The sequence below is a fragment of the Propionibacterium cyclohexanicum genome (assembly GCF_900111365.1).
In the GTDB taxonomy this organism is placed as follows: domain Bacteria; phylum Actinomycetota; class Actinomycetes; order Propionibacteriales; family Propionibacteriaceae; genus Propionibacterium; species Propionibacterium cyclohexanicum.
Map to the genome: position 1 here is coordinate 11,785 of NZ_FOGZ01000014.1, position 25,404 is coordinate 37,188.

Consider the following 25,404-nt stretch of genomic DNA (forward strand, 5'->3'; position numbering starts at 1 on the left):
GCCGGTTCAGCTCGCCACCGGACTGCTCGTCACGTGCAGCGTGCCCGAGGCATCGCAGGCCACCCGGATCGTCCGCTCCCACTTCGGACTGCTCTGGGGATGGTCGATACGGCGGTGCCATCCCCTGGTTTCGGGGCGCGCGATGGCGGCGGCGGCCATCGCTGCGCCGACCGCGCGCAGATTGGTGGCGGTGAGGCCGAGCTCGCCGAAGTCGTCGTCGCCGGGCAGCCGGGCCAAGAAGTCGGACGCCTTGCGCAAACGCTCGTGCTCGCGACTCAGCCCCAGCGCCCCCTCGGAGGCCGTGCGGATGCCCGGAAGGGTGCTGGCCGGCGAGCAGCCCTCGGACTCTCGGGCCACCGGGGCACCACATGACGGCAGGGGTGCGCCGCTCAGCTTCGAGCCCACCGAGATGCCGGAGACCAGAGCCCAGGCGATCTGGGCGTCGGCAGCGCCACCGGCCCCCAGCGCCCCGGTGCAGGACACCTCGCCGGCGGCGAACAGGCCGGGCACCTCGGTTTCCCCGTCGGCATCGGCGGCGATGCCCCCCACCAGTGACTGCGCTGCGGGCCGGATCGGCAGGGGCGCGGAGACCGGGTCAACCCCCTGCTCACGGCAGGCGCGGGCGGTGGCCAGGTAGGGGTACAGGCCCCAACTCTGAGCCCCGATACCGCGCGCATCGAGGAACAGCCCCGAGCCGCCGCGGGCACTGCGCGCATCGTGGATGGCCATCGCCAGGACCGGTTCGGCCACGGAATCCAGCGGGCCGAGCTCGTCCAGCACCGGACGGCCCTGGTCGTCCACGATCCGTGCCCCAGCACGTCGCAGGGCGGCGCCGAGTTCCACGAGCGGCTCCCCGGGCAGGTGGACGCGTGCCGAGGCGGCCAGGGCGGTGGGCGCGAAATGGGTGAACTCCAGGTCGCGCAGCGCCGCACCGGCGCGCAGCGCCATGGCCAGCCCGTCCCCGGTTGCCGAACGCGGCGCGGTGGTCGCGGACCACAGCTGGCCAGCGCCGCCGCTGGCCAGCACGACGACTGGCGCCAGGTAGTCACCGATCAGCCCGTCGCGTCCCAGCACCCGCAGTCCCGCGACGTGGCCGCCGCCATCGGTGAGCACGTCCACCGCTCTGCGGTCGGTGTCGATCCGCAGGTTGCTTGCTGGTGCTGCGGCCCCCGTGCGCACCACGGCTGACAAGGTGCGCTGAAGCTGGGTGCCGGCCGGCTGGCGGGGGTCGGCGTGGCGGGTGTCGAAGCTGTCTGCCCAGCTGTCGAGTTGCGCGAAGACCTCGGGAGCTCTGCTCAGCAGGGCCTGCGCGGCTGCCCGATCGGCCAGCCCCCCGGTCTGCGCCACCCAGGCATCGATGTCCTCGGCAGTGCGCCATCGGGTTCCCTGGGACAGCGACCAGGAGGTGGCCGAGGCTGCCAGGGTCTGGCGGCTCACCAGTACTGCTGGCAGCTGGGAGCCGAGCAGGCGGGCCGCGACGCTCAGGCCGGCAGCGCCGGCCCCGACGATCACGACTCCGGTGTGCCGGGTCCAGCTCGGTTCGGGCGTCCGGATTTGCCGTGCCAGTCGTGTCGTCGTCGCCATCGCAGCCCCCGAAATGCTTGTCCACAGTCCTGCTCAGCATGCTACGTGGTACGATGGTCCTGTGCGCAGGCACGTGCCCCGTCGGGTGCCCGCGCACGAGAGGACATGTCGTGGCTCAATGCGCCACCGCAGGCGGATGCCACGGCCAGTGGATCACCACCTGACGGCGGAGCGCGGTAGGGGGAACGGTGACACCTGAGGAACAGAAGAAGGCGCTCGGCATGAGCGTCGCCCAATGGCAGCAGGTCGAGGACGCCCAGCGCACCACGGCGACCAAGCTCAACTGGTTGCGGGCCGGTGTGCTGGGTGCCAACGACGGGATCGTCTCGGTTGCCGGTCTCGTCATGGGCGTCGCGGGTGCCACCACTGCGCGCTCGAGCATTCTGGTGGCCGGGGTTGCCGGGCTGGTGTCGGGCGCCCTGAGCATGGCGGCCGGGGAATATGTATCGGTGAGCACCCAGCGCGACTCCGAACGCGCCATGCTGCGCAAGGAGAGCACCGAGCTGGCCACCGACCCGGGCGGCGAGCTTGCCGAGCTGACCGGGCTCTATGAGCAGAAGGGCTTGTCGCACGAGCTGGCCCACCGGGTGGCGGTGGAACTCACGGCCCACGACGCGCTGGCGGCGCACGCCGAGGTCGAACTGGGCATCGACATGGACGAGATCGCCAACCCCTGGCAGGCCGCGGGGGCGAGCATGGTGAGTTTTTCGGTCGGCGCCCTGGTCCCGCTGATGTTCATTCTCTTCGTACCCGGCACGCTGCGGTATGTGGCCACTGTCGTCGCGGTCGGAATTGCTCTGGCGCTCACCGGAATCGTGAGTTCTCGGCTCGGACGCTCGCCCTCGGCGGCGGCAACGATCCGCAATGTGCTCGGGGGCTTCGTGGCGATGGCCGTCACCTACGGGATCGGGCGGCTGGTCGGGGTGGGGCTGGGGTGATCGGGCGATGAGCAGCTCACCGTCGGCGAGCAGGCACCCCTTCGCGGCTCAGTGGAATCACAACAGTCACTACTACCCGCGGATCGCCGAACTGCTCGATGGCCGTCATCTCGTGCTCGACGTCGGCTGCGGCGACGGAAGCCTGGCTCGTTTCCTGGCCACCGGGCAGGTGGACGCCACCGACCGGGAGATCGACGGCGCTCAGCCAGCCCAGAGCTCCCCGGAAGGCACGGCGCGCCACGAGGTTCTCGGCATCGACATCGACGCCCCGGCGCTCCCGAAGGACGGCCCCGGCACGCACTTCGTGCTGGCCGATGGTCAGCAGCTGCCCTACCCGGCCGGCAGCTTCGATGCCGTGGTCTGCGTTGCTGCACTGCATCATATGAATGCCCGTCTGGCGCTGGCGGAGATGCGCCGAGTGCTGCGCCCCGGGGGACGTATCGTGGTGCTCGGATTGGCGCGTCGCTCGTGGCGCCCCGATCATCTGGTCACCGAGCTGCGCGATGTGGTCCTCAACGCCTGGTGGCGGCAGAGAGCCCACTACGTCGAAGCCGACACCCTTACCGCGAAGCCCGAGTTGGGCTGGGCGGACACCCGTGCGCTGCTCGAGCGGGCGCTGCCCGGGGTCGATGTGCGCCGCGTGCCGCTGTGGCGCTGGCTGGCGGTCTGGGATGCGCCGCAGGCCGCCGGTTAGCCGCCCGTCCACCATTCGTGACGCCGGGGTGCCTGCTGAGCGGGCAGCACCGGGGCGCCGACTCGCGTGCACGACGATGCGCGCGCAACAATTGGGTGCGGCTCACAATGTCGCAGACCGTGGGAGGAAGACCATGCGTATTGTCCTGGGTAGTGACCATGCCGGGTTCGAACTGAAAGAGCACCTGGTTGAGTACGTGCGCAGCCTGGGGCATGAGGTCCTCGACGTGGGCACTCACTCTCCGCAGCGCACTGACTACCCGATCTACGGTGCGGCGGCGGCACGCAAGGTTGCCAGTGGCGACGCCGATCTGGCGATCTTGGTGTGCGGAACCGGCATCGGCATCGGGATTGCCGCCAACAAGGTGCGTGGCGTGCGCTGCGCCATCGTCTCCGATGTCTACTCCGCGAGCATGGCCCGCTCCCACAACGAGGCGAACGCCCTGGCGTTGGGCGGGCGTGTGATCGGGACCGGGCTTGCCGAGGCCATCGTGGATGCCTGGCTCGGTGCGACGTTTGCCGGTGGGCGTCACGCCCGGCGTGTCGCCCAGCTCAATGAGCTCGAGGCGCAGGAGGCGCCGGAACACGACGTGGCCTCCGGCGCCCGAGGCTGAGCGCGGCGGCCAGGACCCGGCCGCGCCTGAGTGGCTGGGCGGCCCAGCTCAGATCTGCCAGTCGTCGGGTGGCGTGAAGGAATCGCCGAAGGCCTCGTGGCCGCGCACCATGCCTGCTGCCAGGGTCCAGCCCGACTGCGGATCCACGAGCACGAACGCCCCGCCGTGGCGGGTCTCGAGGTAGCTCTCGGCCATCACCGGGCCGGCCAGCCGCACCGAGATCCGGCCGATGTCGTTGAGTGCCAGGGCTTGGGCAGGTGCCGGGCTCATCGTCGCGAGATCCAGCCTGCCCTTGATCTGGTCCACGACGGCTTTCACCGTCGTCGAGCCGTGCTTGAGCAGGACGCGCGAGCCCACCTGCAAAGGCTGCTCGGCCACCCAGCAGACCATCGCGTCGAGAGTCGTCACGGGTCGGGGAGCGTCCGCGGCAGACGAGATGAGGGAGCCACGGGGAGCATCGATGTCATCGGTGAGGCGCAGCGCCACCGACTGTCCCGCCACTGCACTGTCGAGTTGACGGCCGGCCAGGTCGATGCCGGCGATCCGGGAGCTCAGCCCTGAGGGCAGCACCACCACCTCGTCGCCGACATGGACCTGTCCCGCAGTGAGCTGACCGGCGTAGCCGCGGTACTCGATCTGGCGGGGGTCGAGTGCGCTCGACTGCGGGCGCAGCACCAGCTGGACTGGGAAGCGGAAGCCCTCGACGGGGTCCGTGCTGGGCAGCATGCCGTCGAGCAACTGCAGCAGGCTCGGGCCGTGGTACCAGGACATGGTGTCCGAGGTATGCACGATATTGTCGCCCGTGAGGGCCGCTGTGGGAATTGTCGTGATGTCCTCGATGCCCAGCCCGGCGCTCACCGCGCGGACCTCGGCGGCGACCTTCTCGTAGACGGTCCGGTCATAGCCGACCAGGTCGATCTTGTTGACGGCAACGACCACCTGCGGGACGCGCAGCAGCGCAGCCACCGCGAGATGACGGCGAGTCTGCTCCAGCACGCCGTGCCGGGCGTCGATGAGGAGCACGAGCACATCGGCTGTGGACGAACCCGTCACGGTATTGCGGGTGTACTGAACGTGCCCGGGGCAGTCGGCAAGGATGTAGCTGCGCTTGGCGGTGGCGAAATAGCGGTAGGCGACGTCGATGGTGATGCCCTGCTCCCGTTCGGCCCGCAGCCCGTCGGTGAGCAGGGCCAGGTCGACATGCTCCAGGCCGCGCGCCTCGCTCACCCGTGCGACATCGGCCAGCTGATCCGCCAGGATCGACTTCGAGTCGTGCAGGAGCCGTCCGACAAGGGTGGACTTGCCGTCGTCCACGGAGCCCGCGGTCGCCAGGCGCAGCAGCACCCGCGGCTGTGGGGCCGGGCTCGTTGCGGTGAGGTGATCGTGCTCGCTGGCGCCCGGCGCCGGCGCGGTCGTGGTGGTGCTCATCAGAAGTAGCCCTCCTTCTTGCGATCTTCCATGGCGGCCTCGGACAGCTTGTCGTCGGCCCGGGTGGCGCCGCGCTCGGTGATTCTCGTGGTGGCCACTTCGACGAGCACCTCGTCGATCGTCGACGCCTCGGATTCGACTGCTCCGGTGCACGACATGTCGCCGATGGTGCGATAGCGCACGCGCCGCACGCTGACCTGCTCACCGGCCCGGGGAGCGGTCACCGGCGAGACCGGCAGCAGCATCCCGTTGCGCTCGAAGACCTCGCGGTCATGGGCGAAGTACAGGCTTGGCAGTTCGATGTGCTCGGAGGCGATGTACTGCCAGACATCGAGTTCTGTCCAGTTCGACAGCGGGAAGATCCGGACGTGCTCCCCGGCGCGGTGGCGCGGGTTGTACAGGTTCCACAACTCGGGACGCTGATTGCGCGGATCCCATTGACCGAACTCGTCGCGCAGGCTCACCACCCGCTCCTTGGCGCGGGCCTTCTCCTCGTCGCGGCGTCCGCCGCCGAAGACCGCGTCGAACCGGTTCTCGGCGATCGCATCGAGCAGCGGCTGGGTCTGCAGGGGATTGCGCGTGCCGTCGGGTCGCTCCTGGAGACGGCCGTCGTCGATGTAGTCCTGCACCCTGGCGACCACCAGGCGCAGCCCGAGCTTCGCGACCACGGCGTCGCGGTAGGCGAGCACCTCGGGGAAATTGTGCCCGGTGTCCACGTGCAGCAGGGGGAAAGGCACCTTCCCCGGCCAGAAGGCCTTGGAGGCCAGGTGCAGCATGACGACGGAATCCTTGCCGCCGCTGAACAGCAGTACAGGGCGTTCCAGCTCGCCGACCGCCTCACGGATGATGTGGATGGCCTCGCCCTCGAGTGCGCCAAGATGGCTCAGGGGAGGCGCGCTCAGCGGTGCGTTCATAGGTGGATCCCGCATTCTGTCTTGGCCACGCCGGCCCAGCGTCCCGATCGGGGATCCTCGCCGGGTGCCACCGGGCGGGTGCAGGGTTCGCAGCCGATGGAGGGATAGCCTTCGGCGAGCAGCAGGTTGATCGGCACGTGGTGCCTCGAGGCGTAGTCGGTGAGGTCGTCGAAGCTCCAGGCGGCCAGTGGGTTGATCTTGACCATCTCGTGCGTCTGGTCCCACTCGACGAGCCCCGCGTGGGCACGCAATGCGTTGTCCTCGCGCCGGATGCCGGTCACCCAGGCCTCGTAGCCGGCCAGTTCCCGGTTGATCGGCTCGACCTTGCGCAAGGCGCAACACAGCGTGGGATCGCGGGAATAGAGCCTCTCGCCGTACTGGGCATCCTGCTGCGCGACGCTCTGCCGGGGCAGCACGTCGATGATGTGCGCGTCGATCACCGCTGCCAAGGCGTCACGGGTGCCGATCGTCTCGGCGAAGTGGTAGCCGGTGTCGAGGAAGAGAACATCGACGCCGGGCGCGAAACGCGAGACCAGATGGGGCAGCACGGTGTCGCCGGCCATCGAGCAGGCCACGACGAGGGCCTCGCCGAACACCTCGTGCGCCCAGGCCGCCAGCTGCTCAGGGGCGGCCTCGGCCAATTCGGTACCGGCCTGTTCGGCGATTGCCTTCAGCTCGGACGCCGAGCGCCTTCGCCCCGGCCCGTGGCTGCCCGTGGCCGGTGTGCTCAGCTCGATGTGCGATTCACTCATCTCAGGCTCTCTTCCGGTGCTCGCTGGACCCACTTGGCAAAACTCTCGTCGGGCTCCCGCTCGGCGACGAAGCGCCGGCTCACCCGCTCCACATAGTCGGGAAGCTCCGCGACGCCGATCTTGAGTCCGCGCAGTGTGCGCCCCAGGCCGGCCTGTCCGCGCTGGGCGGACTCGAGGCCGCCGCCCAGATGCACCTGGAAGATGAACTCCTGGGTGCCCTCGGCGTTCTGCTGCAGCTGGCCCTTGAGACCGATGTCGGCGAGCTGGATCCTCGCGCAGGAGTTCGGGCAGCCGTTGATGTTGAGACTGATGGGCGCAGGGAGCTGCACGTCGGCGAGCCGGCGGTCCAGCTCAAAGATCGTGCGGGCTGCCAGGCCTTTGGTCTCCACGAACGCGAACTTGCAGAACTCCAGGCCCGTGCAGGCCAGCGTCGAGCGGCGGAAGGGGCTCGGATTGGCCGTCAGGCCCAGCCTCTCCATGGTGGCGAGCAGCCTGGCGACCTTCGTCTCGCCCACGTCCAGCACGATGACCTTCTGCTGGGGCGTGAACGCCACCCGATCCGAGCCTGCCGCCTGCGCCGCGGTGGCGATGTCTGCGAGCAGCGCTCCTGACAGCCTGCCGACGGTGGGCGCGAAGCCGACATAGCGACGCCCGTCCTTCTGCTCGTGGACGCCGATGTGGTCTGAGGGGCCGGTGGGCTGGGCGGGTGCCGGCCCGTCGGGAAGCCGGTAGCCGAGGAACTCGTCCTCGAGCACCTGACGGAAGCGCTGCGGGCCCCAGTCGGCGAGCAGGAACTTCAGGCGGGCCTTCGACCGCAGTCGCCGGTAGCCGTACTCGCGGAACAATCGGATCACCGCATACCAGACATCCGGCGCCTGCTCCTCGGTGACGAAGGCTCCCAGCCGTTCACCGAGCCGTGGCGTCACGGACAGCGCCCCGGCAACCCACAGGTCGTAGCCGGGTCCGAGCTCAGGATGGCGCACGCCCACTAGGGAGATGTCGTTGATCTCGTGCAGCACATCGAGAGTGGGGCTGCCGGTGATCGCCGTCTTGAACTTGCGCGGCAGATTGGAGATCTCCTCGCGCCCGATGTAGCGCTGCTTGATCTGCCTGATCACCGGACGCGGATCGATGATCTCGTCGGCGGCCACCCCGGCGACCGGGGAGCACAGGAAGCCGCGCGGGGTGTCACCGCAGGCGTGCACGGTGCTCAGCCCGACGGCCTCCAGGCGTCGCCAGATCTCGGGAACCGATTCGATCTCGATCCAGTGGAACTGCAGATTCTGCCGGTCGGTGATGTCGGCCGTGCCACGCGCGAACTTGGTGGAGATATCCCCGAGCACCCGCAGCTGCCGCACGGTGAGGCCAAGCCCGTCGATCCGCACCCTCATCATGAAGTGCGAGTCGTTGAGGTCCTCGGGCGAGACGGAGCCGGTGCGCCCGCCCGGCACGCCCTGGCGGCGCTGGGTATAGATGCCCCACCAGCGCAGCCGGCCATTGAGGTCGTCGGGCGGAATCGAGCGGAACCCGCGCGCGGCATAGTCATTGATGACGCGTTGCCTGACGTGGAGGCCGTTCTCCTCGGCCTTGACCACTTCATTCGAGTTGAGCGGCGCATGGCCGTCGACGGCCCATTGGCCCTCGGAACGCCTGTGGCTTGTGCTTGTCATCGGTGAGCTCTCGATAGTGGCTCATGCGCTCCGGACACGCGGCGCGTGACGGCGCACGAGCCCGGCGGGACAGTGATGTGATCTGGGTGCGGGCGCGCGATCAGTGAGCGCGACAACACAGGGCGACAGCGAGCAGACCCACGGTGGGGCTGGGGCGCTGGCCGAACGACATGTCGACACCATAGCAAAGCCAGGACCGCCCGCTCGCAGCAGGAGGCAAGCCGTGACACGGGGAGCGTGCCCGGGCGTGCCGGCGGGCTTTGTGGGCGGCCAGCCACCGGTGTGCAGGAGCGCATCGGTCAGTCCTGCAGTGCCTTGTTCGCGGCGTCCTGTGCCTGGCTCAGGGCGGTCGCCACAGGTGTGCGGCCGAGGAACATCGCGTCGAAGTAGGGCTTCCATGCACTGGCCGCTGCACCGTAGTGCGAGCCGGTGGGTGCGCCGATGGACTTCTGGGCACCTTGTCTGGCGAACTGGCTGGGGTCGACCTTCTTCGCCGCCCAGAACTGTTTGAAGGCGTCCTGGGCCCCGCTCACTGCGGGCAGTGCGGCGCCGGCCTTGCCGACGAAGCTCGCGCCCTCGACCGAGCCGAGCCATTGAAGCACCTTGAGGGTGGCGGCGCTGTTCTTCGATTTCGCGTTGCCGACGACGACGGTGTTGTTGACCACCGAGATCCGTCCGGCCGGGCCGGCCGGAATCGGCACCAGACCCCACTCGAACTTCGCCCCATCGAAGACGTCCTTGAGGTTGTACACGCCTGACTGGAAAAGGGCGATCTTTCCTTGCAGGAACTGGTCGCGGGTGAAGTCGCCATTGGCATTGGTGTTCCCGGCGGCAGGGGATACCTGATATTTGTTGATCAGGTCAACGATGTACTGGAAGGCTTCGACGCCCTGGGGCGAATTAAAGTTGAAAGTATCATCGGCGGCCTGGAACGATCCTCCGTTCGAGCCGAGGAAGTTGTAGTAGATACCCTGCAGGTCCTGGGCTGCCGAATATCCCCAGATCTGCGGCTTCGTGCCGTCGAATCCGGGCTCGTTACCGCGCTTGCCATTGGCGTCGAGGGTGAGTTTCTGCACGATGGGAAGGAAGGTGTCACCGCTTCCGCCACCGGGAACCCAGCTGAGATCCCGGATCTGGGCGACGCTCACCCCAGCCGCATCGAGCAGTGATTTGTTGTAATAGATCGCGATTCCGCCGTCGGTGAGCTGGGGGACGCCCCACAGGTTGCCGTTGCTCGTGTACTGGTCGATCGCGGGCTGGATCCAGCCCGATTTCTGGGAGCTGAAATCATCGCCGATGGGGATGATCGACTTGTTCGTGATGTAAGTCTGAATATAAGCGCCGTTCATCAGCCAGATGTCGTCGGCGTTTCCGCCTCCCACATCGGCCTGCAATTTGGTGAAGTAATTGGCCCAGGGTACCAGGGTCGTGGTGACCTTGATACCGGGATTCTTCGCGGTGAACGCCGCAAAACCGGTTTCATAGGCCGCCTGGACCTGCTGGTCCCACAGCCGCACGGTGACCGTCGCGGCACCCCCCGTCGAGCCGGAATTCGACTGGGCTGCCGGCGAGCAGCCGGCCAGCGCCAGTGCTCCGATGCCTGCCGCGGCACCGAGCAGGGTGCGGCGGCCGACGCGGACGGAGCCGAGCGGCGAGGGTGAAATCGATGGCATGTCTTCTCCTGAATTGTGGTGGATATGAGTACTTCGAAGGTCAGCGGAAGCTGGTCAGCGAGATTGAATTGACGATGTGGCGCTGGAACACCGCGAACAGCACGAGCAGCGGAGCCATCGACAACGTCGTGGCAGCCATGACGAGCGTCCAATTCCCGTTGTACTGACTTTGCAATCCGGCAGTGGCGACGGTGAGGGTCTGCCAGGTGGGGCCGGTCGTGATGATCAGTGGCCACAGGAAGGCATTCCAGTTGGAGACCACGGTGATGATTGTCAAGGTGGCGATGATTGGGCGGGCCAGCGGTACGACGATTCGCCACAGAATCTGCCAGGTCGACACGCCGTCGATCCGCGCGGCATCGACAAGCTCCTGGGGAATTCCGCGGAAATACTCACGGAGCAGGAAAACGGCATAGGGCGAGCCGAACACGAAGGGCAGCACCAGTGACCAGAAGGTGTTGCGCATTCCGGCCTGCACGAACATCGTGTACAGCGGAATGACGGTAACCACCTGGGGCACCATCATCGTGGAGAGATAGACCCAGAACAGCAGTTCGCGGCCGGGAAATCGCAACCGGGCAAAGGCAAAGGCCGCCATGATCGAGAAACTCAGCTGACCGACCAGGATCACCGCGACCATCTGGATCGTCACGACCAGGGGCGCGATGAAACCCTGTGCACCCAGCAGGGTGCGGAAATTGTCGAGCGTGACGGGGTGGGGCAGCGACAGTGCCGGCTCGGAGGCGAACTGGGCCGGTGTTTTGAAGGCGGTGAGGAAGCTCAGGACGAAGGGCGCGAGTGTCAGCGCCGCTGCGCCGAGCAGGATGACATAGACCGCCGTATCGGCGAGCACCCGGCTCGGTGTGCGTCGATGCCCGTGCCTGGGGGCCGGGTCGACGACCGCCGTCCCCGGCGTCCACCTGGGAGCGGATTTCTCAGGAGAGGTCATAGGTGATCCTTCCTGCGATGAACCGGTGCTGCACCAGGGTGACCGCGACGATGATGACGAACAGGACGAGTGCCATCACCGAGGCGTGCCCCAGGTTGAAGCCACCCTGGAAGGCCTCCTGGTAGATCCGCAGCGCCATGACGTTCGTGCGCGAGCCGGGGCCGCCGCTGGGGGTCAGCGCATAGATCTGGTCGAAGGCCTGAAAGGCGGAGATCGCTCCCGTCAGGGCGACGAAATAGAGCGTCGGGCCGAGCAGCGGAATCCTGATCCGCCACAACGACTGCCAGGACGAGGCGCCATCGATCTGCGCGGCTTCCAGAACGCTCACCGGGATGCCTGCCAGCCCGGCCATGAAGAACAAGGTGGTGTATCCGACCTGGGACCAGATGGTGACGAGCGCTACGATGGGCAGAGCCAGCACCGGCGAATTCAGCCAATCGGTCTGCGCTCCGGTGAGGGCGTTGAGTGCACCGCCGCTGGGCGCGAAGATCCACTGCCAGACCACGCCGAGCGCAAGCGGTGCGCACATCCACGGGATCACGTACAGGACCCGGAAGACCCCGGAGCCTGGCAGGCCGCGGGTCAGCAGCAGGGCCATCGCCAGACCGAGCGCGACCTGCACGGGGACGACCAGCACGACGAAGACGAGGGTGATCCACAAGGAGTGCCCGAAGGTGGGGTCGGACAGCACCGCAAACCAGTTGCGCAGCCCGACGAAGCGCATGGGACCGATGAGATCCCAGCTGTTGACGCTCAGCCAGATGACGACCGCTATGGGTACGACGAGGAAGACGGCGATTCCCAGCAGACTCGGCGCCACCAGCGCCAGCCCTTCGACCATCTCCTGGCGCCGGGCACGACCGAGGTGGTGGCCGGGCAAGCCCGAGCGGGAGGATTCGGAGGACGGTGGGTGGCCGCTGTGGGCCACCGTGCCGACTGGAGTGACGGGTGTCATTGTCAGACTTCCGGGTCTTGGGGCCACAAGCCAGAGCCGGACAACACCGCCGCCAGGCACTGGGGCCCCGCGCATCAGATGGAGAAAAGCTGCTGATCGCAGGATCAAGCCAGCGGACAACACACACCGATGGACGCGAGGCACCACCACGGGGCGGGCACGGTCGATCGGGTGAACACGGCGTCAGGCTAGCAGAGCCAGATCACCCGATCCGTCCATGTCACCCCCGGTACATCCGGAGCGCAGGACATCCGTTGCCCGTTGGGCGCAGGGCATCGCTCGCCGGTGCACGGGACATCCGCTATCTGGAGGGCGCTGCCGCACGGTGTCGTGATCTGGTTTATGGTGTGCGTCATGACGACGACGCGAGACCAGGCCAGCGCCTTGCTCCGTGTGTGTTGTTGTTGTCTGTGCCCGGTGGGTTGCTGACCTTTCGGTCACCCTCTGCTCCTCACCTCCGGTTGCTGCCCGTGCGGGCCCCGGAACGACCAGACAACTCTGATGTGTTTCCCATGAGTTGCGATTCTTTTCGGGAGTCCTCCGTGCGGCCGTTGACACGGCAGCGCACATCCATCTCGCCCTTATCCCACTTCGCACGAAGGACATCGATCCATGATCACCCGGCGTTCACTGCTGACCACCACTGCCGCCCTGCTGCCCGCGGTGGGCCTGGCTGCCTGCTCCAATGTTCCCAAGGACGCCTCGGGCGCCGCCGCGTCGGCGAGCACCATCAAGCTTGTCGGCTACTCGACGCCATCCGCGGCCAATGCGGCGGTCTCTGCCGCGTGGACAAAGACCTCGGACGGGAACGGGGTGAGCTTCCAGACCTCCTACGGCGCCTCCGGCGACCAGAGCCGCAATGTCGCCAACGGCCAGGCGGCGGACTATGTGCACCTGTCCGTCGGCTCCGATGTCAGCCGCCTGGTCGACAAAGGCCTTGTCGCCAAGGACTGGGACGGCGGCACCTACAAGGGGATCGTCACGACCACGGTGGTGGCGATCGCCGTGCGCCCGGGCAACCCGCTGGGCATCACCGGGTGGGCGGATCTCACCAAGCCGGGAGTCAAGGTCGTCACCCCCAATCCGAGTTCCTCGGGCTCGGCGCGCTGGAACATCCTCGCCGTCTGGGCGCACATCGCGTCCCTGGGCGGAAGTGATGCCGATGCGAAGGCCTTCCTCTTTCAGGTGCTCAAGAACACTGTCGCCCTGCCGGGCAGCGGGCGCGATGCCACGACGGCTTTCACCGGTGGGACTGGCAATGTGCTGTTGTCCTACGAGACGGAGGCGATCTACGCGCGCCAGCAGCAGAATGGGGTCTTCGACTATCTCGTCCCCAAGGACACCCTGCTCATCGAGAATCCCGGTGCGGTCACGGTGAATGCCACGGCCAAGGCCAAGCCGTGGCTGGACTATGTGCTGTCCGCGCCGGCCCAGCAGATCTATGCGCAGTACGGCTTCCGCCCGCTCATCGGTACACCCCCAAGCGGCATCAAGGGCGTGAACGACGCCTCCGATCCCTTCCCGGCGCCTGATCATCTGTTCACCATCGGCAAGGATTTTGGCGGATGGTCGGCGGTGAACACGAAGTTCTTCGGGGACAACGGGATTGTCACGCAGCTTCTCTCGCAGGCGGGCAAGTCATGACGGCCGTCGCCGAGCTGGATCCTCCCGTCGAAGCGGCGAAGCGCAAAACGGGCAAGCCCTATGTGGAATCCCGGCGCCGTCTCGGGACGGGTTCGAGAGTGGGGCTCGGCGTGGCGGTGCTGTGGTTCAGCCTGCTGGTGCTCATTCCGCTGGCGGTCGTGGTGGGGACGGCAGCCGCCGGGGGCGCCGGGCAGTTCCTCGCGGCGCTGACGAATGCGCAGACCCTCAACGCCATCGGGCTCACCGTCGTCGTCTCGCTGGCTGTGACAGCCATCAACGTCGTCAGCGGCACGATCATCGCCTGGGTCCTCGTCCGGGACCGGTTCTGGGGACGCTCCCTGCTCAATGTGGTCATCGACATCCCCTTCGCGCTGCCGACCATCGTCGCCGGGCTGGTGCTGCTGTCGCTGTACGGCAACAATTCCCCGCTCGGCATCAACATCGCGAACACCCGTTGGGCGGTGGCGCTCGCCATCGCCTTCGTCACGCTGCCCTTCGTTGTCCGGGCCGTCCAGCCGGTGCTCGAAGAGCTGGACGTCGATGTGGAAGAGGCCGCTGCCTGTCTGGGTGCCGGTCCGTTCGCGACCTTCGGCCGGATCGTCCTGCCATCCCTGGCACCCGCGATCACCTCGGGGGCGGCGCTGTCGTTTGCCCGGGGGATCAGCGAATACGGCTCCATGGTGCTGCTCAGCGGCAATCTGCCTAACCGGACCGAGGTGGTCAGCGTGCGGGTGCTGACCCATATCGAGAATGGCGATCTGGCCTCGGCCGCGGCGCTGGCGACCGGCATGCTGGTGATCGCAGCCGCCGTGATCGTGGCGCTGGACGTCCTGCGCAGAACGGTGGCCCGCCGTGATTCGTGAGCCCAAGCCCGTCCGGTGGGTCCTCCGGCTGTTCGTCATCTGCTATGTCGGTCTGCTGGTGCTGTGGCCGGTCTTCCTCGTCGCGCAGCGGACGCTGTCGCCCGGTTGGCAGGCGGTTGTGAGCTCGCTGTCCAGCCCCGAAGTGCTGCTCGGTCTGCGCCTCACCGGGATCGCCACCTTCTGGTCCGTACTGTTCAACCTGGTCTTCGGAGTCGGCATCTCGCTGTTGCTCGTCCGATACGAGTTCCGCGGCAAGCGGCTGCTGTCGGTCCTGCTCGATCTGCCGCTGTCGGTGTCACCGGTTGTCGTCGGGCTGGCGCTCATGCTGGTCTACGCCAAGGGCACACCGGTCGGGCGTTTCCTCTATGGCATCGGCTACCAGATCATCTTCGCCACGCCTGGCATCGTGCTGGCCACCACCTTCGTGGCGCTGCCGCTGGTGATCCGCGAGGTCGTCCCGGTGCTCACCGAGATCGGCGACGACCAGGAGGTTGCCGCCCGCAGCCTGGGCGCCAGCGGCTGGCAGACCTTCTGGCGCGTCACGCTGCCCGGGATCAAATGGGCGGTCGTCTACGGGGTCGTGCTCACCCTGGCTCGTTCGCTGGGCGAGTTCGGAGCGGTCAAGGTGGTCTCCGGCAATATCTCCCTGCAGACCCAGACGGCCACCCTCGTCGTGCAGGACACCTACCAGGATTTCCAGCAGCAGACCGCCTACACCGTCTCACTGCTGCTCACGCTCGCGGCGGTGCTCTGCATCACCGTCGTCGCGCTTCTTCGTCCCAAGGAGAAACTGTCATGAGTATCGAGATCGTGGGAGTCAACAAGTCATTCGGCGACTTCGCAGCGCTCACCGATGTCCATCTCGACATTCCCAGCGACAACATCACCGCCCTGCTCGGTCCCTCCGGCGGAGGGAAGACCACCTTGCTGCGCATCATCGCCGGGCTCGAGGCCGCCGACAGCGGGACGGTCGCCATCGAGGGGGTGGACGCCACCGGCATCCCGGCGCAGAAGCGCAACATCGGGTTCGTCTTTCAGCACTACGCCGCTTTCAAGCACCTGACGGTCGCGAAGAATGTGGGCTTCGGATTGTCGATCAGGCACTGGCGCAAGCGCGATGTGGACAAGAAGGTCGACGAACTGTTGCGGCTGGTCCATCTCGAGCAATTCGCCGACCGGCTGCCCTCCCAGCTGTCAGGAGGACAGCGCCAGCGGATGGCTCTGGCCAGGGCGCTGGCGATCGAGCCGAAGCTGCTCTTGCTCGACGAGCCCTTCGGGGCGCTGGACGCCAAGGTGCGCAAGGAACTGCGCGACTGGCTGCGCCGGCTGCACGAGGAGGTGAAGGTGACGACGGTCTTCGTGACCCACGACCAGGAGGAGGCCCTCGAGGTCGCCGACAATGTGGTGGTCATGAACGCCGGCAGGATCGAGCAGTCGGGTCCGCCGGTGGAGCTCTACGACGAGCCGGCAAGTCGTTTCGTCATGAGCTTCCTCGGTGAGGTCACCACCCTGGACCACCATCTCATCCGTCCCCACGACATCGCCGTGCACACCGAACCGGTGCCGGGGGGAGTTGCCGGAGTGATCGTGCACTGGCAGCGGATCGGCTTCGAGGTCCGAATCGGTGTGCGCCCACAGTCCGACAGCCAGGATGCGCCCGAGATCGCCGTGCGGCTCACCCGCACCCTCGCCCACGCTCTCGGGCTTGGCGAGGGGGTGCGGGTGTGGCTCGAGCCGGAGAAGGGCGCCACGGTGATCCCGGCGCTGGAAGCGGTGCGTCCGGCGGCGTGAATGGTTCGCGTCGCCGGATCCCGGGACTTCGCGACTTAGGGTCTCCTCAGCTTGTCCGATAGCCTCGGGGACGAAGCACCAGTCACCGTGACGCGAATCGAGGATCCACTGATGAGCAGTCAGCCCAGCACCCACGCGACAGCCCAGAACAGCCAGGCCGCACCGGACGCAGGAACCATCCACTACGCGATGTACAGCGTCTTCAAGGCGACGTCTGCGCTGCCTGCCGACCGGGCCGAGCGGGCCGACGCCGTCGGTGGACTCGAGACGCGCCTGGCCGGGATCGACGACCTCACGACGCGCGGCTGGTATGACCTGTCCGGACTTCGCGCCGACGCGGACGTCCTGGTCTGGTGGACGGCGCACAGCTCCGAGACTCTCCAGGAGGCCTACCGGGCGGTCCGCAGGAGCACGATCGGCAGGCACCTGGGGGCGGTCTGGTCGGCGCTGGGCGTGCACCGCCAGGCCGAGTTCAACGCCTCCCACATGCCCTCCTTCGCGGCGGGCCTGCCACCGCTGCGCTATCTGTGCGTCTACCCCTTCGACCGAAGCTACGACTGGTACCTGCTAGGCGAGGGAGAACGGCGCACCCTGCTGGGCGAACACGGACGCGCAGCTCAAGCTTTCAAGGACGTGCAGGCGAACACCCTTGCGGCCTTCGGCCTGGGCGACAACGAATGGCTGCTGGCCCTGGAATCCGACGAGCTGGTCCGCATCGTCGACCTCATCCGCCATCTTCGCGCCACCGGCGCCCGCCGCCATGTGCGCAACGAGATCCCCTTCTTCACCGGTCCGCGTCGTCCGGCCGTCGAGTTGTTCGCAGACCTGGCCTGATCCCGATCGGCCTCGGGGACCGGCGTCGTTCAGCTGTTCTCGATCTCGTCCAGGTCCTGATAGCTCGCGGCGATGAGTCCCACGCGGCGCTGTCCCTGGGCGCCGACGATGGCGCTCGCCTCGTTGGCGATCATCGCCACCAGGGCCATGGCCGAGGCATAGGAGCTGAACGGGCCCGAGGAGTCGAGCGAACAGGGCAGGAAGTGCGTGACGTCCTGCTCGTAGTGGCGCGCGGAGTTGTCGGCGATGAGCACCACATCGGCGCGCAGCGCCACGCAGTAGCGCAACAGCCGCCCGAACCCCGAGGTGCGCCGCCGCAGGCCGACCAGCACCACCGTGTCCCCGGGCCCCACTCCCACCAGGTCCTCGCCGAAGGTCTGCCCGGGCAGCGGCAGCAGATAGCTGCCGCGCCGCAGCTGGACGAGCTGCTGGCGAAGGTGCAGTGCCACCGGATAGGAGTTCCGCTCCCCGATGATGACCAGCGAGGCAGCCCCCATCATGCTGCGGACGCTCGCCTGCAGCCGCCCGTCCGCCAGCCGGGCGAGCTGGGTGAGATTGCGGGTCTCCTGGGCGAGCGAGGCGTCGATCCCGTTGTTGACGCCCAGCGGGATGCCCCGGTCCCGGCGGGCCTCGCTGCGCATCTGGGCGAACGACTCATATCCCAGGCGCCGGTACAGCCTGCTCAGCGTGGGCCGCGAGACGCCGCTGAGCTCCGACAGCTCGGCGGAGGAGTAGGACGCCAGATCGTCCAGGTGCTCCAGGATCGTCTCGGCGGCCCGGCGCTCCTGACTCGTCAGCTCCGCGTACACCCCGGCGATCCGGGCTTCGATCGGATCGACCGTGCTCAGCGCGCGATCCGGTGGCGGTGCGGACCCGCTTGCGATGTCGGTCTCCAGCTCCCTGCGCCCCATCCGGCTCCCCCTTTTCGGTGCGTGCGGCTGTCCTGTGCGAATGGGCGGTGACCAGTCTTGCCGGACGGCGCCCAGGACGGTTCAGGCGCCCTGCCGCCTGCGGTAATGCTCGGCCACCTGCCAGATGGCTGCTTCATAGGCGTCGAGGGCCACAGCGACATCCTCGGTGAGCACCGATTCGTCGGGGGCATGGCTGATGCCGTCATGGCAGCGCACGAAGAGCATGGCGACCTCGCACAGATCAGCGACTGCCATGGCGTCGTGTCCAGCGCGCGACCACATGCGCATCGGCGGTTCGGTGGCTGCGGTGGCCTGGGTGATGCCGGCGCCGATGGCGTCCATGAGTGCCGGTGCGCAGCCCACTCCGTGGGCCTGGTGGATCTGATTGATGTCCAGGGTCAGTCCACGGCGCCGGCAGATCGCCTCGAACTCCTCGTGGATGAGATCCCAGGCCCTGTCGCGGGCCTCATCTGTCTCGGCCCGCAGGTCGAGGCTGAACACCGCTTCGCCAGGCACGATATTGACCGCGCCAGGTTCGACGCGTAACTGCCCGACGGTGGCGATGACGTCCTGCTGCTGACCGATCCGCTCGACGGCCGCGACGGCTTCGGCCGCGCCGACCAGGGCATCCCTGCGCCGCGGATAGGGGGTGCCACCGGCATGGCGGGCTTCGCCGGTGATGGTGATCTCGAAGCGCCGGGCTCCCGCGATGGAGGTGACCACGCCGAGCGGCAGGCCGGCCGCCTCCAGGGCCGGGCCCTGCTCGATATGGGCTTCCAGATAGCCGATGACCTCGGCGGGCTTCTTCGCGGCCTCGCCGATCCGCTCGGGGCACAGCCCGAAATCGCTGAAAGCCTGCCGCAGGCTCACGCCCTGGGCGTCGTGCAACTGCCACAGGTCGTCATTCCACGTGCCGGCCAGGGCCCGCGAGCACAGCAGGGTGGCGCCGAAGCGCACACCCTCCTCCTCGTGGAAGGCATAGGTCTCCAGCGCAAACGGCAGCCGGGCGCCGCTCGCCCCGATACGCCGGGCCACCTCGATCTCCAGCAGGACACCGAGAATGCCGTCGTACCGGCCGGCGTCGGGGACGGTGTCCAGGTGCGAGCCGAGGATGAGCGCCGGCAGGCCAGGCCTGTCGCCCTCAAGGCGCCCCACACGCGAACCCGAGGCGTCGCGCCAGGTCGCCAGCCCAGCCTCGGCCATCCACTGGGCAGCCAGCGCGTCGACCTGGGCGTGCTCGGGACTGAGATAGACCCGCTCGATACCTCCGTCCATCGAGGAATGGCTCGCCAGCTCGTCGCAGCGCGCCATGATGAGGCGTGCCTGGTCGTCGCGCCGCACAGCGGACATCTCGCTCATCGTGCCGGTCGTGCTGTGCGCGCTCATCGGGCATTGTCCCGGTAGTGATCGAGGGCAGCATCGACGCCACCGCCGGCGGGTACCCGGACGCCGAAGCGCCGCAGCTCGGCCTCGAGGCCTGCCAGAGTGGCCAGCACCGCGTCGCGCCGGGCGTTGTAGCCCATCACGCCCACTCGCCATACGACCCCCGCCAGCGGGCCGAAGGAGGTGCCGATCTCGATCCCGAAGTCCTCGAGCAGCGCAGCGCGCAGCTCGTCGCCGGGCAGCCCCTCGGGGATCTTCACGCCGATGACATTGTTCATCCGGTGCGCCTGGTCGCCGAACAGTTCCAGGCCCAGGCCCTTCAGCCCGGCGGCCATCGCTGCCCCGTGCAGCGCGTGGCGGGCGACAGCCTGCGCCACGCCCTCCTCGGCGACGAGCCGGGCGCACTCCCGGGCGCCATAGAGCATGGTGGCGGATTCGGTGTGATGGTTGAGACGCGTGGGCCCCCAGTAGTCCATGAGCATGCCGAGATCGAAGTAGTTGGAGGCAATGCGCACGCCCTGGCCGGCGGTGCCGTCCGAGAGGCCTGCCTCGACGTGCGCGCGGGCCTCGATCACCTCGCGGGCCCGCTCGGAGATCGTGATCGGTGCTGAACCGGAGGGTCCGCCGAGGCATTTTTGCAGGCCGCAGCTCACCACGTCCAGATCCCACTCGTCGGTGAGCAGGGTGTTGCCGACGATGGACGCGGTGGCATCCACATAGCTCAGGACGCCATGCTTGCGGCAGATCGCGCCGATACCTGCCAGGGGCTGATTCATCGTGGTGGCGGTGTCCCCCTGAACGGTCGCGAAGACCGCTGGCTGGTGGGCGCGGATCGCCTCCTCGATCTCGGCGTCGGTGAAGACCGTTCCCCACGGCCGTTCGATGGTGACGACTTCGGCGCCTACCCGCTCGGCGATCTCCTTGAGCAGGAGGCCGAAGCGGCCCATCACTGCGATGAGAACCTTCTGGCCGGGTTCGACGATCGAGACGAGGGCCGCCTCGATGGCGGCCCGGGAGGTGCCGTCGACGACGAAGGTGGCCCAGTTCTTCGTCCCGAAGACGGTCCGGTAGAGATCCATCGTCTCGTTCATGGTGGCGGTCATCCAGGGATCGAACTGGCCGACCAGGGCCGAGGACATTGCGCGGGTGACGCGCGGGTCGGCGTTGATCGGGCCGGGTCCCATGAGCAGCCGGGTGGGTGGATTGAGTTGGTCCATCGTGGTTTCGAACTCCTAGTTGTGTCGGGGCGAGTCCTGGTGTGCGGAGAACCTGCCGTGCGCGGCTGGCAGGGCTATCACCCTCGCGCCGTGGTGGAGCGGCCGGCGCACGCCGATTCACGTCCCGGGAACCGTGCCCCTGAACACAGAACGCCATGTATGAAACGATCGTTCCACTCACACCAGTCTGCGACCTGCTCAGACACCACGCAACTGGGCGGGCACAGTGTCACACACCTGAAACGTGTCACATACCTGAAACGTTCGTTCCGGGGGTGGGGCCTGCGAGCCGCTTCGGATTGGATGAGGGACGAGAGCTGCGAGCGGGTGGGTGAGCCGGCTGAGGATTCAGGAGCGGAAGAGCTCGTGCCCGATCGGCTTCGTGCCGTCCAGGTGGTTTCCGCGCAGCCATACGTCGGTGATCGAGCCGATGGACTGGTAGCCGTGCCAGGCCGAGATCGGATTGCGGTGACGCAGCGCGGCAGCATCGACGGTGAGCGGTGTGCGTGGTGACCAGATCGCCAGATCGGCGTCGTGCCCGACCACCAGACCACCCTTGTTCGGGACGGACATGAGTTCGGCAGGACCCTGCGACATCCACCGGGCCACCCGTTCCAGCCCGATTCCGCGGCGGGTGGCGGCGTCCAGCATGGCGGTGTAGCCCACCTGGACGCCGGCGATCCCGCCCCAGGCCAGTTGCAGATCGCCGTCGCCGGCGAACTTGCGGGCCCGAGTCGAGGGAGAGTGGTCCGTCACGACGATGTCGATGAGCCCGTCGAGCAGACCCTGCCACAGCGCCTCCTGGTTCCCGGCGTCACGGATCGGCGGACAGCACTTGAACTCCGGTGCGCCGTCAGGAATCGTCTCGGCCGACAAGCACAGATAGTGCGGGCAGGTCTCCACGCTGAGCGGAAGGCCCTCCGCGCGGGCCGCAGCCACCAGCTCCAGGCCTCTTGCGCTGGACAGGTGCAGCAGGTGGGTACGGCAGCCGGTCTCACGCATCGTGGCAATGACCAGTTCGATCGCCCGCAACTCCGCCTCGGCTGGCCGGCTGTTCAGGAAATCGGCGTAGGCCCGGGAATGGCGGGCGGGAGCCGCCTCGATGGTCTTCTCGTCCTCGGCATGGACGATGAGCAGGCCGTGGAAGGAGGCGATCTCGGTCATTGCGCGATGCAGCTGGCCGGCATCGAGGGGCTCGAACTCATCGACGCCGCTGGGCAGTGTGAAGCACTTGAAGCCGAAGACGCCCTCGTCCCACAGCTGTTCGAGATGCCCGAGGTTCTGCGGGACGGCCCCGCCCCAGTAGCCGAGGTCGACCGACAGCTTGCCGGCTGCGGCCGAGCGCTTCGTGGCCAGGGCCTCGGGCGAGGTGGTGGAGGGGATCGAGTTGAGCGGCATGTCCAGGACGGTCGTCACCCCACCTGCTGCCGCAGCGGCGGTTCCCGAGGCAAAGCCCTCCCATTCGGTGCGTCCGGGCTCATTGAGATGAACGTGCGTGTCGACGCCGCCGGGCAGCAGCACATCTCCCGGATCGACCCGGATGTCTGCGTCCGGTGTCTCGGCGCTGGTGACAGTGGCGATGGTGCCGTTCGTCACGGTGACGGTGAGCGGGCCAACGCCTGTGGGGCTGACGGCATGAGCGGCGGAGATGGTGAAAGAGGATGGTTCTGGCATGCGTGCCTCCGACGAATCGGTGACGTCAGGGTTGACGCCGGAGTGGAAAGTAGCACGGTTTTGTGGAATCTGCGTTTCAGCTCCGAGGGACGACTACGTACTCGTATTCAGCCGTGAGACTCACAGCAGATCGAAACAAGGATGAAACAATGCTGCCCACCGTGTGACACGAGATTGAAACATCTGTTTGGCATTCTAGTTTTCGTGGAACGAACGTTTCATTCAGCTCAACTTGGAGGTCCCCCGTGGCGATGCAGACCACACTCCAGCCCGAAGACCGCTCCGTCTCGTCGGCCACGACGGCCCAGTCGGACGTGCATGTCGGGCCCGACTATCACCTCAGCCTGTACAACGACGACCTGGCCCCCTTGGTCAAGAAGCGCTGGACCTGGTACAACGTCTTCGCCTTCTGGATGTCGGATGTTCACTCGGTCGGCGGATACGTCACTGCTGGCAGCCTGTTCGCCTTCGGCCTGGCCAGCTGGCAGGTCTTCGTCTGCCTGATCGTCGGCATCGTCATCGTCATGGCGCTCGCCAATCTGGTGGCCAAGCCCAGCCAGCAGGCCGGCACCCCGTTCCCGGTCATCTCCCGGGCACCCTTCGGCGTGCGGGGCGCCAACATCCCCGCAGTGCTCCGAGGGCTCATCGCAGTGGCCTGGTACGGGGTGCAGACCTACCTGGCGTCCAATGCTCTCGTCATCGTCGCCGTGAAGCTGTGGCCGGGCCTGGCCCCCTATGCCGACAAGAGCCAGCACGGATTCGTCGGGCTGTCCACGGTGGGATGGGTCGCCTATCTGGTGCTGTGGGTGGCGCAGGCATTCGTCTTCTGGCACGGCATGAACAGCATTCGCAAATTCATCGGCTGGGCGGGTCCGGCGGTCTACGTCGTGATGATCGCGTTGACGATCTACCTGGTGAGCAAGGCCGGTGCCAGCAACATCAACCTCACGCTCGGCTCGGTCAAGTATTCCGGCGGCAAGGCGCTGTGGGAGATGGTGATTGCCACTTCGATCGTCGTGAGCTATTTCTCGGGCCCGCTGCTCAACTTCGGGGACATCTCGCGCTACGGACGGACGATGAAGGACGTCAAGAGGGGCAACTTCTGGGGCCTGCCGGTGAACTTCACCTTCTTCTCGGTCCTCACCGTGATCTGCGCTGCGGCAACCCTGCCGGTGTACGGCCAGCTCATCACCGATCCGGTGGAGACGGTGGGACGTATCGACAACACCTTTGCCGTGGTGCTGGGCGCCCTCACCTTCGCGATCGCGACCGTCGGCATCAACATCGTGGCCAACTTCATCAGCCCGGCCTTCGACTTCTCGCACGTCGCACCGCAGAAGATCTCCTGGCGGGCAGGCGGCATGGTGGCTGCCGTGGGCTCGGTGCTCATCACGCCGTGGAATCTGTACTCCAGCCCCGAGGTGATCCACTACACGCTCGACGTGCTGGCCAGCTTCACCGGCCCGCTGTTCGGCATCCTGGTCTGCGACTACTACCTCATCCGTCACCAGCACGTGGTGGTCGACGATCTCTACACGGTCAAGCCGAGCGGGCGCTACTTCTATCGCAAGGGCGTCAACCCCAAGGCCGTCGCCGCGACGGTGGCCGGGGGCCTGGTGGCGCTGGCGATCGTCATGATCCCGGCCGCCCCCTTCAAGGAGATCGCCAACTTCTCGTGGTTCATCGGCGCCGGGCTCGGTGCACTGGTGTACTTCGCGGTCTCGAAGGGTGACCGCGAGAAGTATCGCGCGGATCTGCCTGCCCTGGTCTGAGCGCGCAGGCGTCCGGCACCCGAGCTCGGGGTGCCGGGCACCTGCGCTGTGCCGCCAAAGTTGTGCTGCCATCTCGGTGTGTCGCCGTCCCCGATCGCTGAGCCCTGCGGGCACCCAGGCGCTGCCCCCAGTACGGGCAGCTGGGCCTCGGATATGGCGTTACCGGATGAGGTGGTGTCGGATGAGCGGGTTCCCGGGCCGTCACCAGTGAGCGACTGGCGATTGTGCGGAGCCCAGTCATTCCTCGATCTCAAGGACACTCGATTTCACGAGCACTCGATCTAAAGGACATCTGCATGCGCATCAGGGTCATCAACCCCAATACTTCCGAATCGATGACACAGACGATCAAGACCTCGGCGCAGGCTGCCGCTGCCCCCGATGTCGTCATCGAGGCCGTCACCCCCACGATGGGGCCGGCCAGCATCGAGGGCCACTACGACGAGGCGCTGGCGGTGCCGGGTGTGCTCACCGAGGTGGCACGCGGCGTCGAGGAGGGCGCGGACGGTTTCGTGCTGGCCTGCTTCGGCGATCCGGGGATGGACGCCGCACGTGAGCTGGCGCAGGGACGGCCGGTGATCGGTATCGCCCAAGCGGGGATGCACGTTGCGGCGCTTGCGGCTCGGGGCTTTGCCGTGGTCACGACGCTCTCGCGCACCGCGGGGCGGGCCTGGGATCTGGCGCGCGGCTATGGTTTCGGCGATCGTTGTGTGGAGGTGCTGGCCTGCGAGGTGCCGGTTCTCGCGGTCGATTCCGCCGCGGCCATGGTGGCCGATCTGGCCAAGGAGGCGCTGACCCATGAGGGCGTGGAGGCGATCGTGCTCGGCTGCGCGGGGATGGCCGAGATGGCGGCTCGGGTCACCGCCGAGGTGCACGCCCCGGTGATCGACGGGGTCGGCGCGGCTGTGGGCCTGGTGGAGACGATGGTGCGCATCGGGGTGGGCGGGTGCGCGCGGGGGGAGTATGCGCATCCGCTTCCCAAGCGCTACACCGGCCTGCTGGAGGGGTTCAGCATCCCCCAGGGTTGAGTCTTGCCGCATGGCTGGCGCCGGCGGCGAACTCATTCTGACCGAAGTCTGCCCCCACGAGTACTTGGCGCCGGGAATGGGCCACCGTGGGTCACAAAAAGCACGCCCGCCTTCCCG

The 25,404-nt window shown here is 67.4% G+C and carries 22 protein-coding genes; 10 read left to right on the forward strand and 12 right to left on the reverse strand.

Translation table 11 applies throughout. From position 1 onward, the window contains the following. Positions 1 to 6 precede the first annotated feature (6 nt). On the reverse strand, positions 7 to 1,584 hold the full coding sequence (locus BMX93_RS07660; protein WP_091969746.1) for an FAD-binding protein: 1,578 nt from the start codon (positions 1,582 to 1,584) through the stop codon (positions 7 to 9). A 188-nt stretch (positions 1,585 to 1,772) separates the two neighbouring features. Here BMX93_RS07660 and BMX93_RS07665 point away from each other — a divergent pair, with 188 nt between their 5' ends. From BMX93_RS07665 to rpiB, 3 genes are all read left to right on the forward strand, one after another. Next, positions 1,773 to 2,522: a VIT1/CCC1 transporter family protein gene (locus BMX93_RS07665; protein WP_245725789.1), complete on the forward strand. Its 750-nt coding sequence runs from the start codon at positions 1,773 to 1,775 to the stop codon at positions 2,520 to 2,522. Between the two features lie 7 nt (positions 2,523 to 2,529). After that, positions 2,530 to 3,216 carry a class I SAM-dependent methyltransferase gene (locus BMX93_RS07670; RefSeq protein WP_177170129.1) on the forward strand — a complete coding sequence of 229 codons (687 nt, stop codon included), beginning with the start codon at positions 2,530 to 2,532 and terminating at the stop codon, positions 3,214 to 3,216. Positions 3,217 to 3,349: 133 nt separating this feature from the next. After that, entirely contained in the window at positions 3,350 to 3,829 is a 480-nt protein-coding gene (gene rpiB / locus BMX93_RS07675) for a ribose 5-phosphate isomerase B (RefSeq protein ID WP_091969751.1), read from the forward strand. 48 nt (positions 3,830 to 3,877) lie between these two features. Here rpiB and BMX93_RS07680 read toward each other — a convergent pair whose 3' ends face one another. The 7 genes from BMX93_RS07680 to BMX93_RS07710 all read right to left on the reverse strand — a co-directional run bounded on the left by BMX93_RS07680 (position 3,878) and on the right by BMX93_RS07710 (position 12,170). Next, positions 3,878 to 5,257 (reverse strand): sulfate adenylyltransferase subunit 1, encoded by a 1,380-nt coding sequence (locus BMX93_RS07680; protein WP_091969753.1) that lies wholly within the window; start codon positions 5,255 to 5,257, stop codon positions 3,878 to 3,880. After that, positions 5,257 to 6,171 carry a sulfate adenylyltransferase subunit CysD gene (cysD, locus tag BMX93_RS07685; RefSeq protein ID WP_245725790.1) on the reverse strand — a complete coding sequence of 305 codons (915 nt, stop codon included), beginning with the start codon at positions 6,169 to 6,171 and terminating at the stop codon, positions 5,257 to 5,259. Before cysD ends, BMX93_RS07680 begins: the two co-directional genes overlap by 1 nt. Further along, positions 6,168 to 6,923, reverse strand: coding sequence for a phosphoadenylyl-sulfate reductase (locus BMX93_RS07690; RefSeq protein WP_091969756.1), 756 nt, complete (start codon positions 6,921 to 6,923; stop codon positions 6,168 to 6,170). Before BMX93_RS07690 ends, cysD begins: the two co-directional genes overlap by 4 nt. After that, positions 6,920 to 8,593, reverse strand: a complete 1,674-nt coding sequence (locus BMX93_RS07695) for a nitrite/sulfite reductase (protein WP_091969758.1) — start codon at positions 8,591 to 8,593, stop codon at positions 6,920 to 6,922. The genes BMX93_RS07690 and BMX93_RS07695 overlap by 4 nt, the downstream gene beginning before the upstream one ends. Before the next feature lie 299 nt (positions 8,594 to 8,892). After that, entirely contained in the window at positions 8,893 to 10,266 is a 1,374-nt protein-coding gene (locus tag BMX93_RS07700; protein ID WP_091969759.1) for an ABC transporter substrate-binding protein, read from the reverse strand. 40 nt (positions 10,267 to 10,306) lie between these two features. Beyond that, positions 10,307 to 11,215, reverse strand: coding sequence for a carbohydrate ABC transporter permease (locus tag BMX93_RS07705; protein ID WP_091969761.1), 909 nt, complete (start codon positions 11,213 to 11,215; stop codon positions 10,307 to 10,309). Continuing rightward, positions 11,202 to 12,170 (reverse strand): carbohydrate ABC transporter permease, encoded by a 969-nt coding sequence (locus tag BMX93_RS07710; protein ID WP_177170130.1) that lies wholly within the window; start codon positions 12,168 to 12,170, stop codon positions 11,202 to 11,204. Before BMX93_RS07710 ends, BMX93_RS07705 begins: the two co-directional genes overlap by 14 nt. A gap of 612 nt (positions 12,171 to 12,782) precedes the next feature. On the opposite strand from BMX93_RS07710, the gene BMX93_RS07715 reads away from it, so the two are divergent. From BMX93_RS07715 to hemQ, 5 genes are all read left to right on the forward strand, one after another. Beyond that, complete coding sequence (locus BMX93_RS07715; protein WP_091969764.1) at positions 12,783 to 13,814, forward strand: sulfate ABC transporter substrate-binding protein; 1,032 nt, start codon at positions 12,783 to 12,785, stop codon at positions 13,812 to 13,814. After that, a complete protein-coding gene (gene cysT, locus BMX93_RS07720; RefSeq protein ID WP_091969765.1) occupies positions 13,811 to 14,677 on the forward strand; it encodes a sulfate ABC transporter permease subunit CysT in 867 nt (288 codons plus the stop codon). The genes BMX93_RS07715 and cysT overlap by 4 nt, the downstream gene beginning before the upstream one ends. Continuing rightward, positions 14,667 to 15,476 (forward strand): sulfate ABC transporter permease, encoded by an 810-nt coding sequence (locus tag BMX93_RS07725; RefSeq protein WP_218139270.1) that lies wholly within the window; start codon positions 14,667 to 14,669, stop codon positions 15,474 to 15,476. Before cysT ends, BMX93_RS07725 begins: the two co-directional genes overlap by 11 nt. After that, complete coding sequence (locus BMX93_RS07730; RefSeq protein WP_091969767.1) at positions 15,473 to 16,468, forward strand: sulfate/molybdate ABC transporter ATP-binding protein; 996 nt, start codon at positions 15,473 to 15,475, stop codon at positions 16,466 to 16,468. Before BMX93_RS07725 ends, BMX93_RS07730 begins: the two co-directional genes overlap by 4 nt. Positions 16,469 to 16,579: 111 nt before the next feature. Beyond that, on the forward strand, positions 16,580 to 17,302 hold the full coding sequence (gene hemQ / locus BMX93_RS07735) for a hydrogen peroxide-dependent heme synthase (protein WP_091969769.1): 723 nt from the start codon (positions 16,580 to 16,582) through the stop codon (positions 17,300 to 17,302). A gap of 29 nt (positions 17,303 to 17,331) precedes the next feature. Here hemQ and BMX93_RS07740 read toward each other — a convergent pair whose 3' ends face one another. The 4 genes from BMX93_RS07740 to allB all read right to left on the reverse strand — a co-directional run bounded on the left by BMX93_RS07740 (position 17,332) and on the right by allB (position 22,487). After that, positions 17,332 to 18,213, reverse strand: a complete 882-nt coding sequence (locus BMX93_RS07740; RefSeq protein WP_091969771.1) for a MurR/RpiR family transcriptional regulator — start codon at positions 18,211 to 18,213, stop codon at positions 17,332 to 17,334. Positions 18,214 to 18,294: 81 nt separating this feature from the next. Further along, positions 18,295 to 19,599 (reverse strand): allantoate amidohydrolase, encoded by a 1,305-nt coding sequence (locus tag BMX93_RS07745; RefSeq protein WP_218139271.1) that lies wholly within the window; start codon positions 19,597 to 19,599, stop codon positions 18,295 to 18,297. Beyond that, positions 19,596 to 20,813, reverse strand: coding sequence for a pyridoxal-phosphate-dependent aminotransferase family protein (locus tag BMX93_RS07750; protein ID WP_245725791.1), 1,218 nt, complete (start codon positions 20,811 to 20,813; stop codon positions 19,596 to 19,598). The genes BMX93_RS07745 and BMX93_RS07750 overlap by 4 nt, the downstream gene beginning before the upstream one ends. 348 nt (positions 20,814 to 21,161) lie before the next feature. Beyond that, on the reverse strand, positions 21,162 to 22,487 hold the full coding sequence (gene allB / locus BMX93_RS07755; protein WP_091969773.1) for an allantoinase AllB: 1,326 nt from the start codon (positions 22,485 to 22,487) through the stop codon (positions 21,162 to 21,164). A 251-nt stretch (positions 22,488 to 22,738) separates the two neighbouring features. Here allB and BMX93_RS07760 point away from each other — a divergent pair, with 251 nt between their 5' ends. After that, positions 22,739 to 24,259, forward strand: a complete 1,521-nt coding sequence (locus tag BMX93_RS07760; RefSeq protein WP_091969842.1) for an NCS1 family nucleobase:cation symporter-1 — start codon at positions 22,739 to 22,741, stop codon at positions 24,257 to 24,259. Between the two features lie 296 nt (positions 24,260 to 24,555). Further along, positions 24,556 to 25,287 carry an aspartate/glutamate racemase family protein gene (locus tag BMX93_RS07765; RefSeq protein ID WP_091969775.1) on the forward strand — a complete coding sequence of 244 codons (732 nt, stop codon included), beginning with the start codon at positions 24,556 to 24,558 and terminating at the stop codon, positions 25,285 to 25,287. Positions 25,288 to 25,404 lie beyond the last annotated feature (117 nt).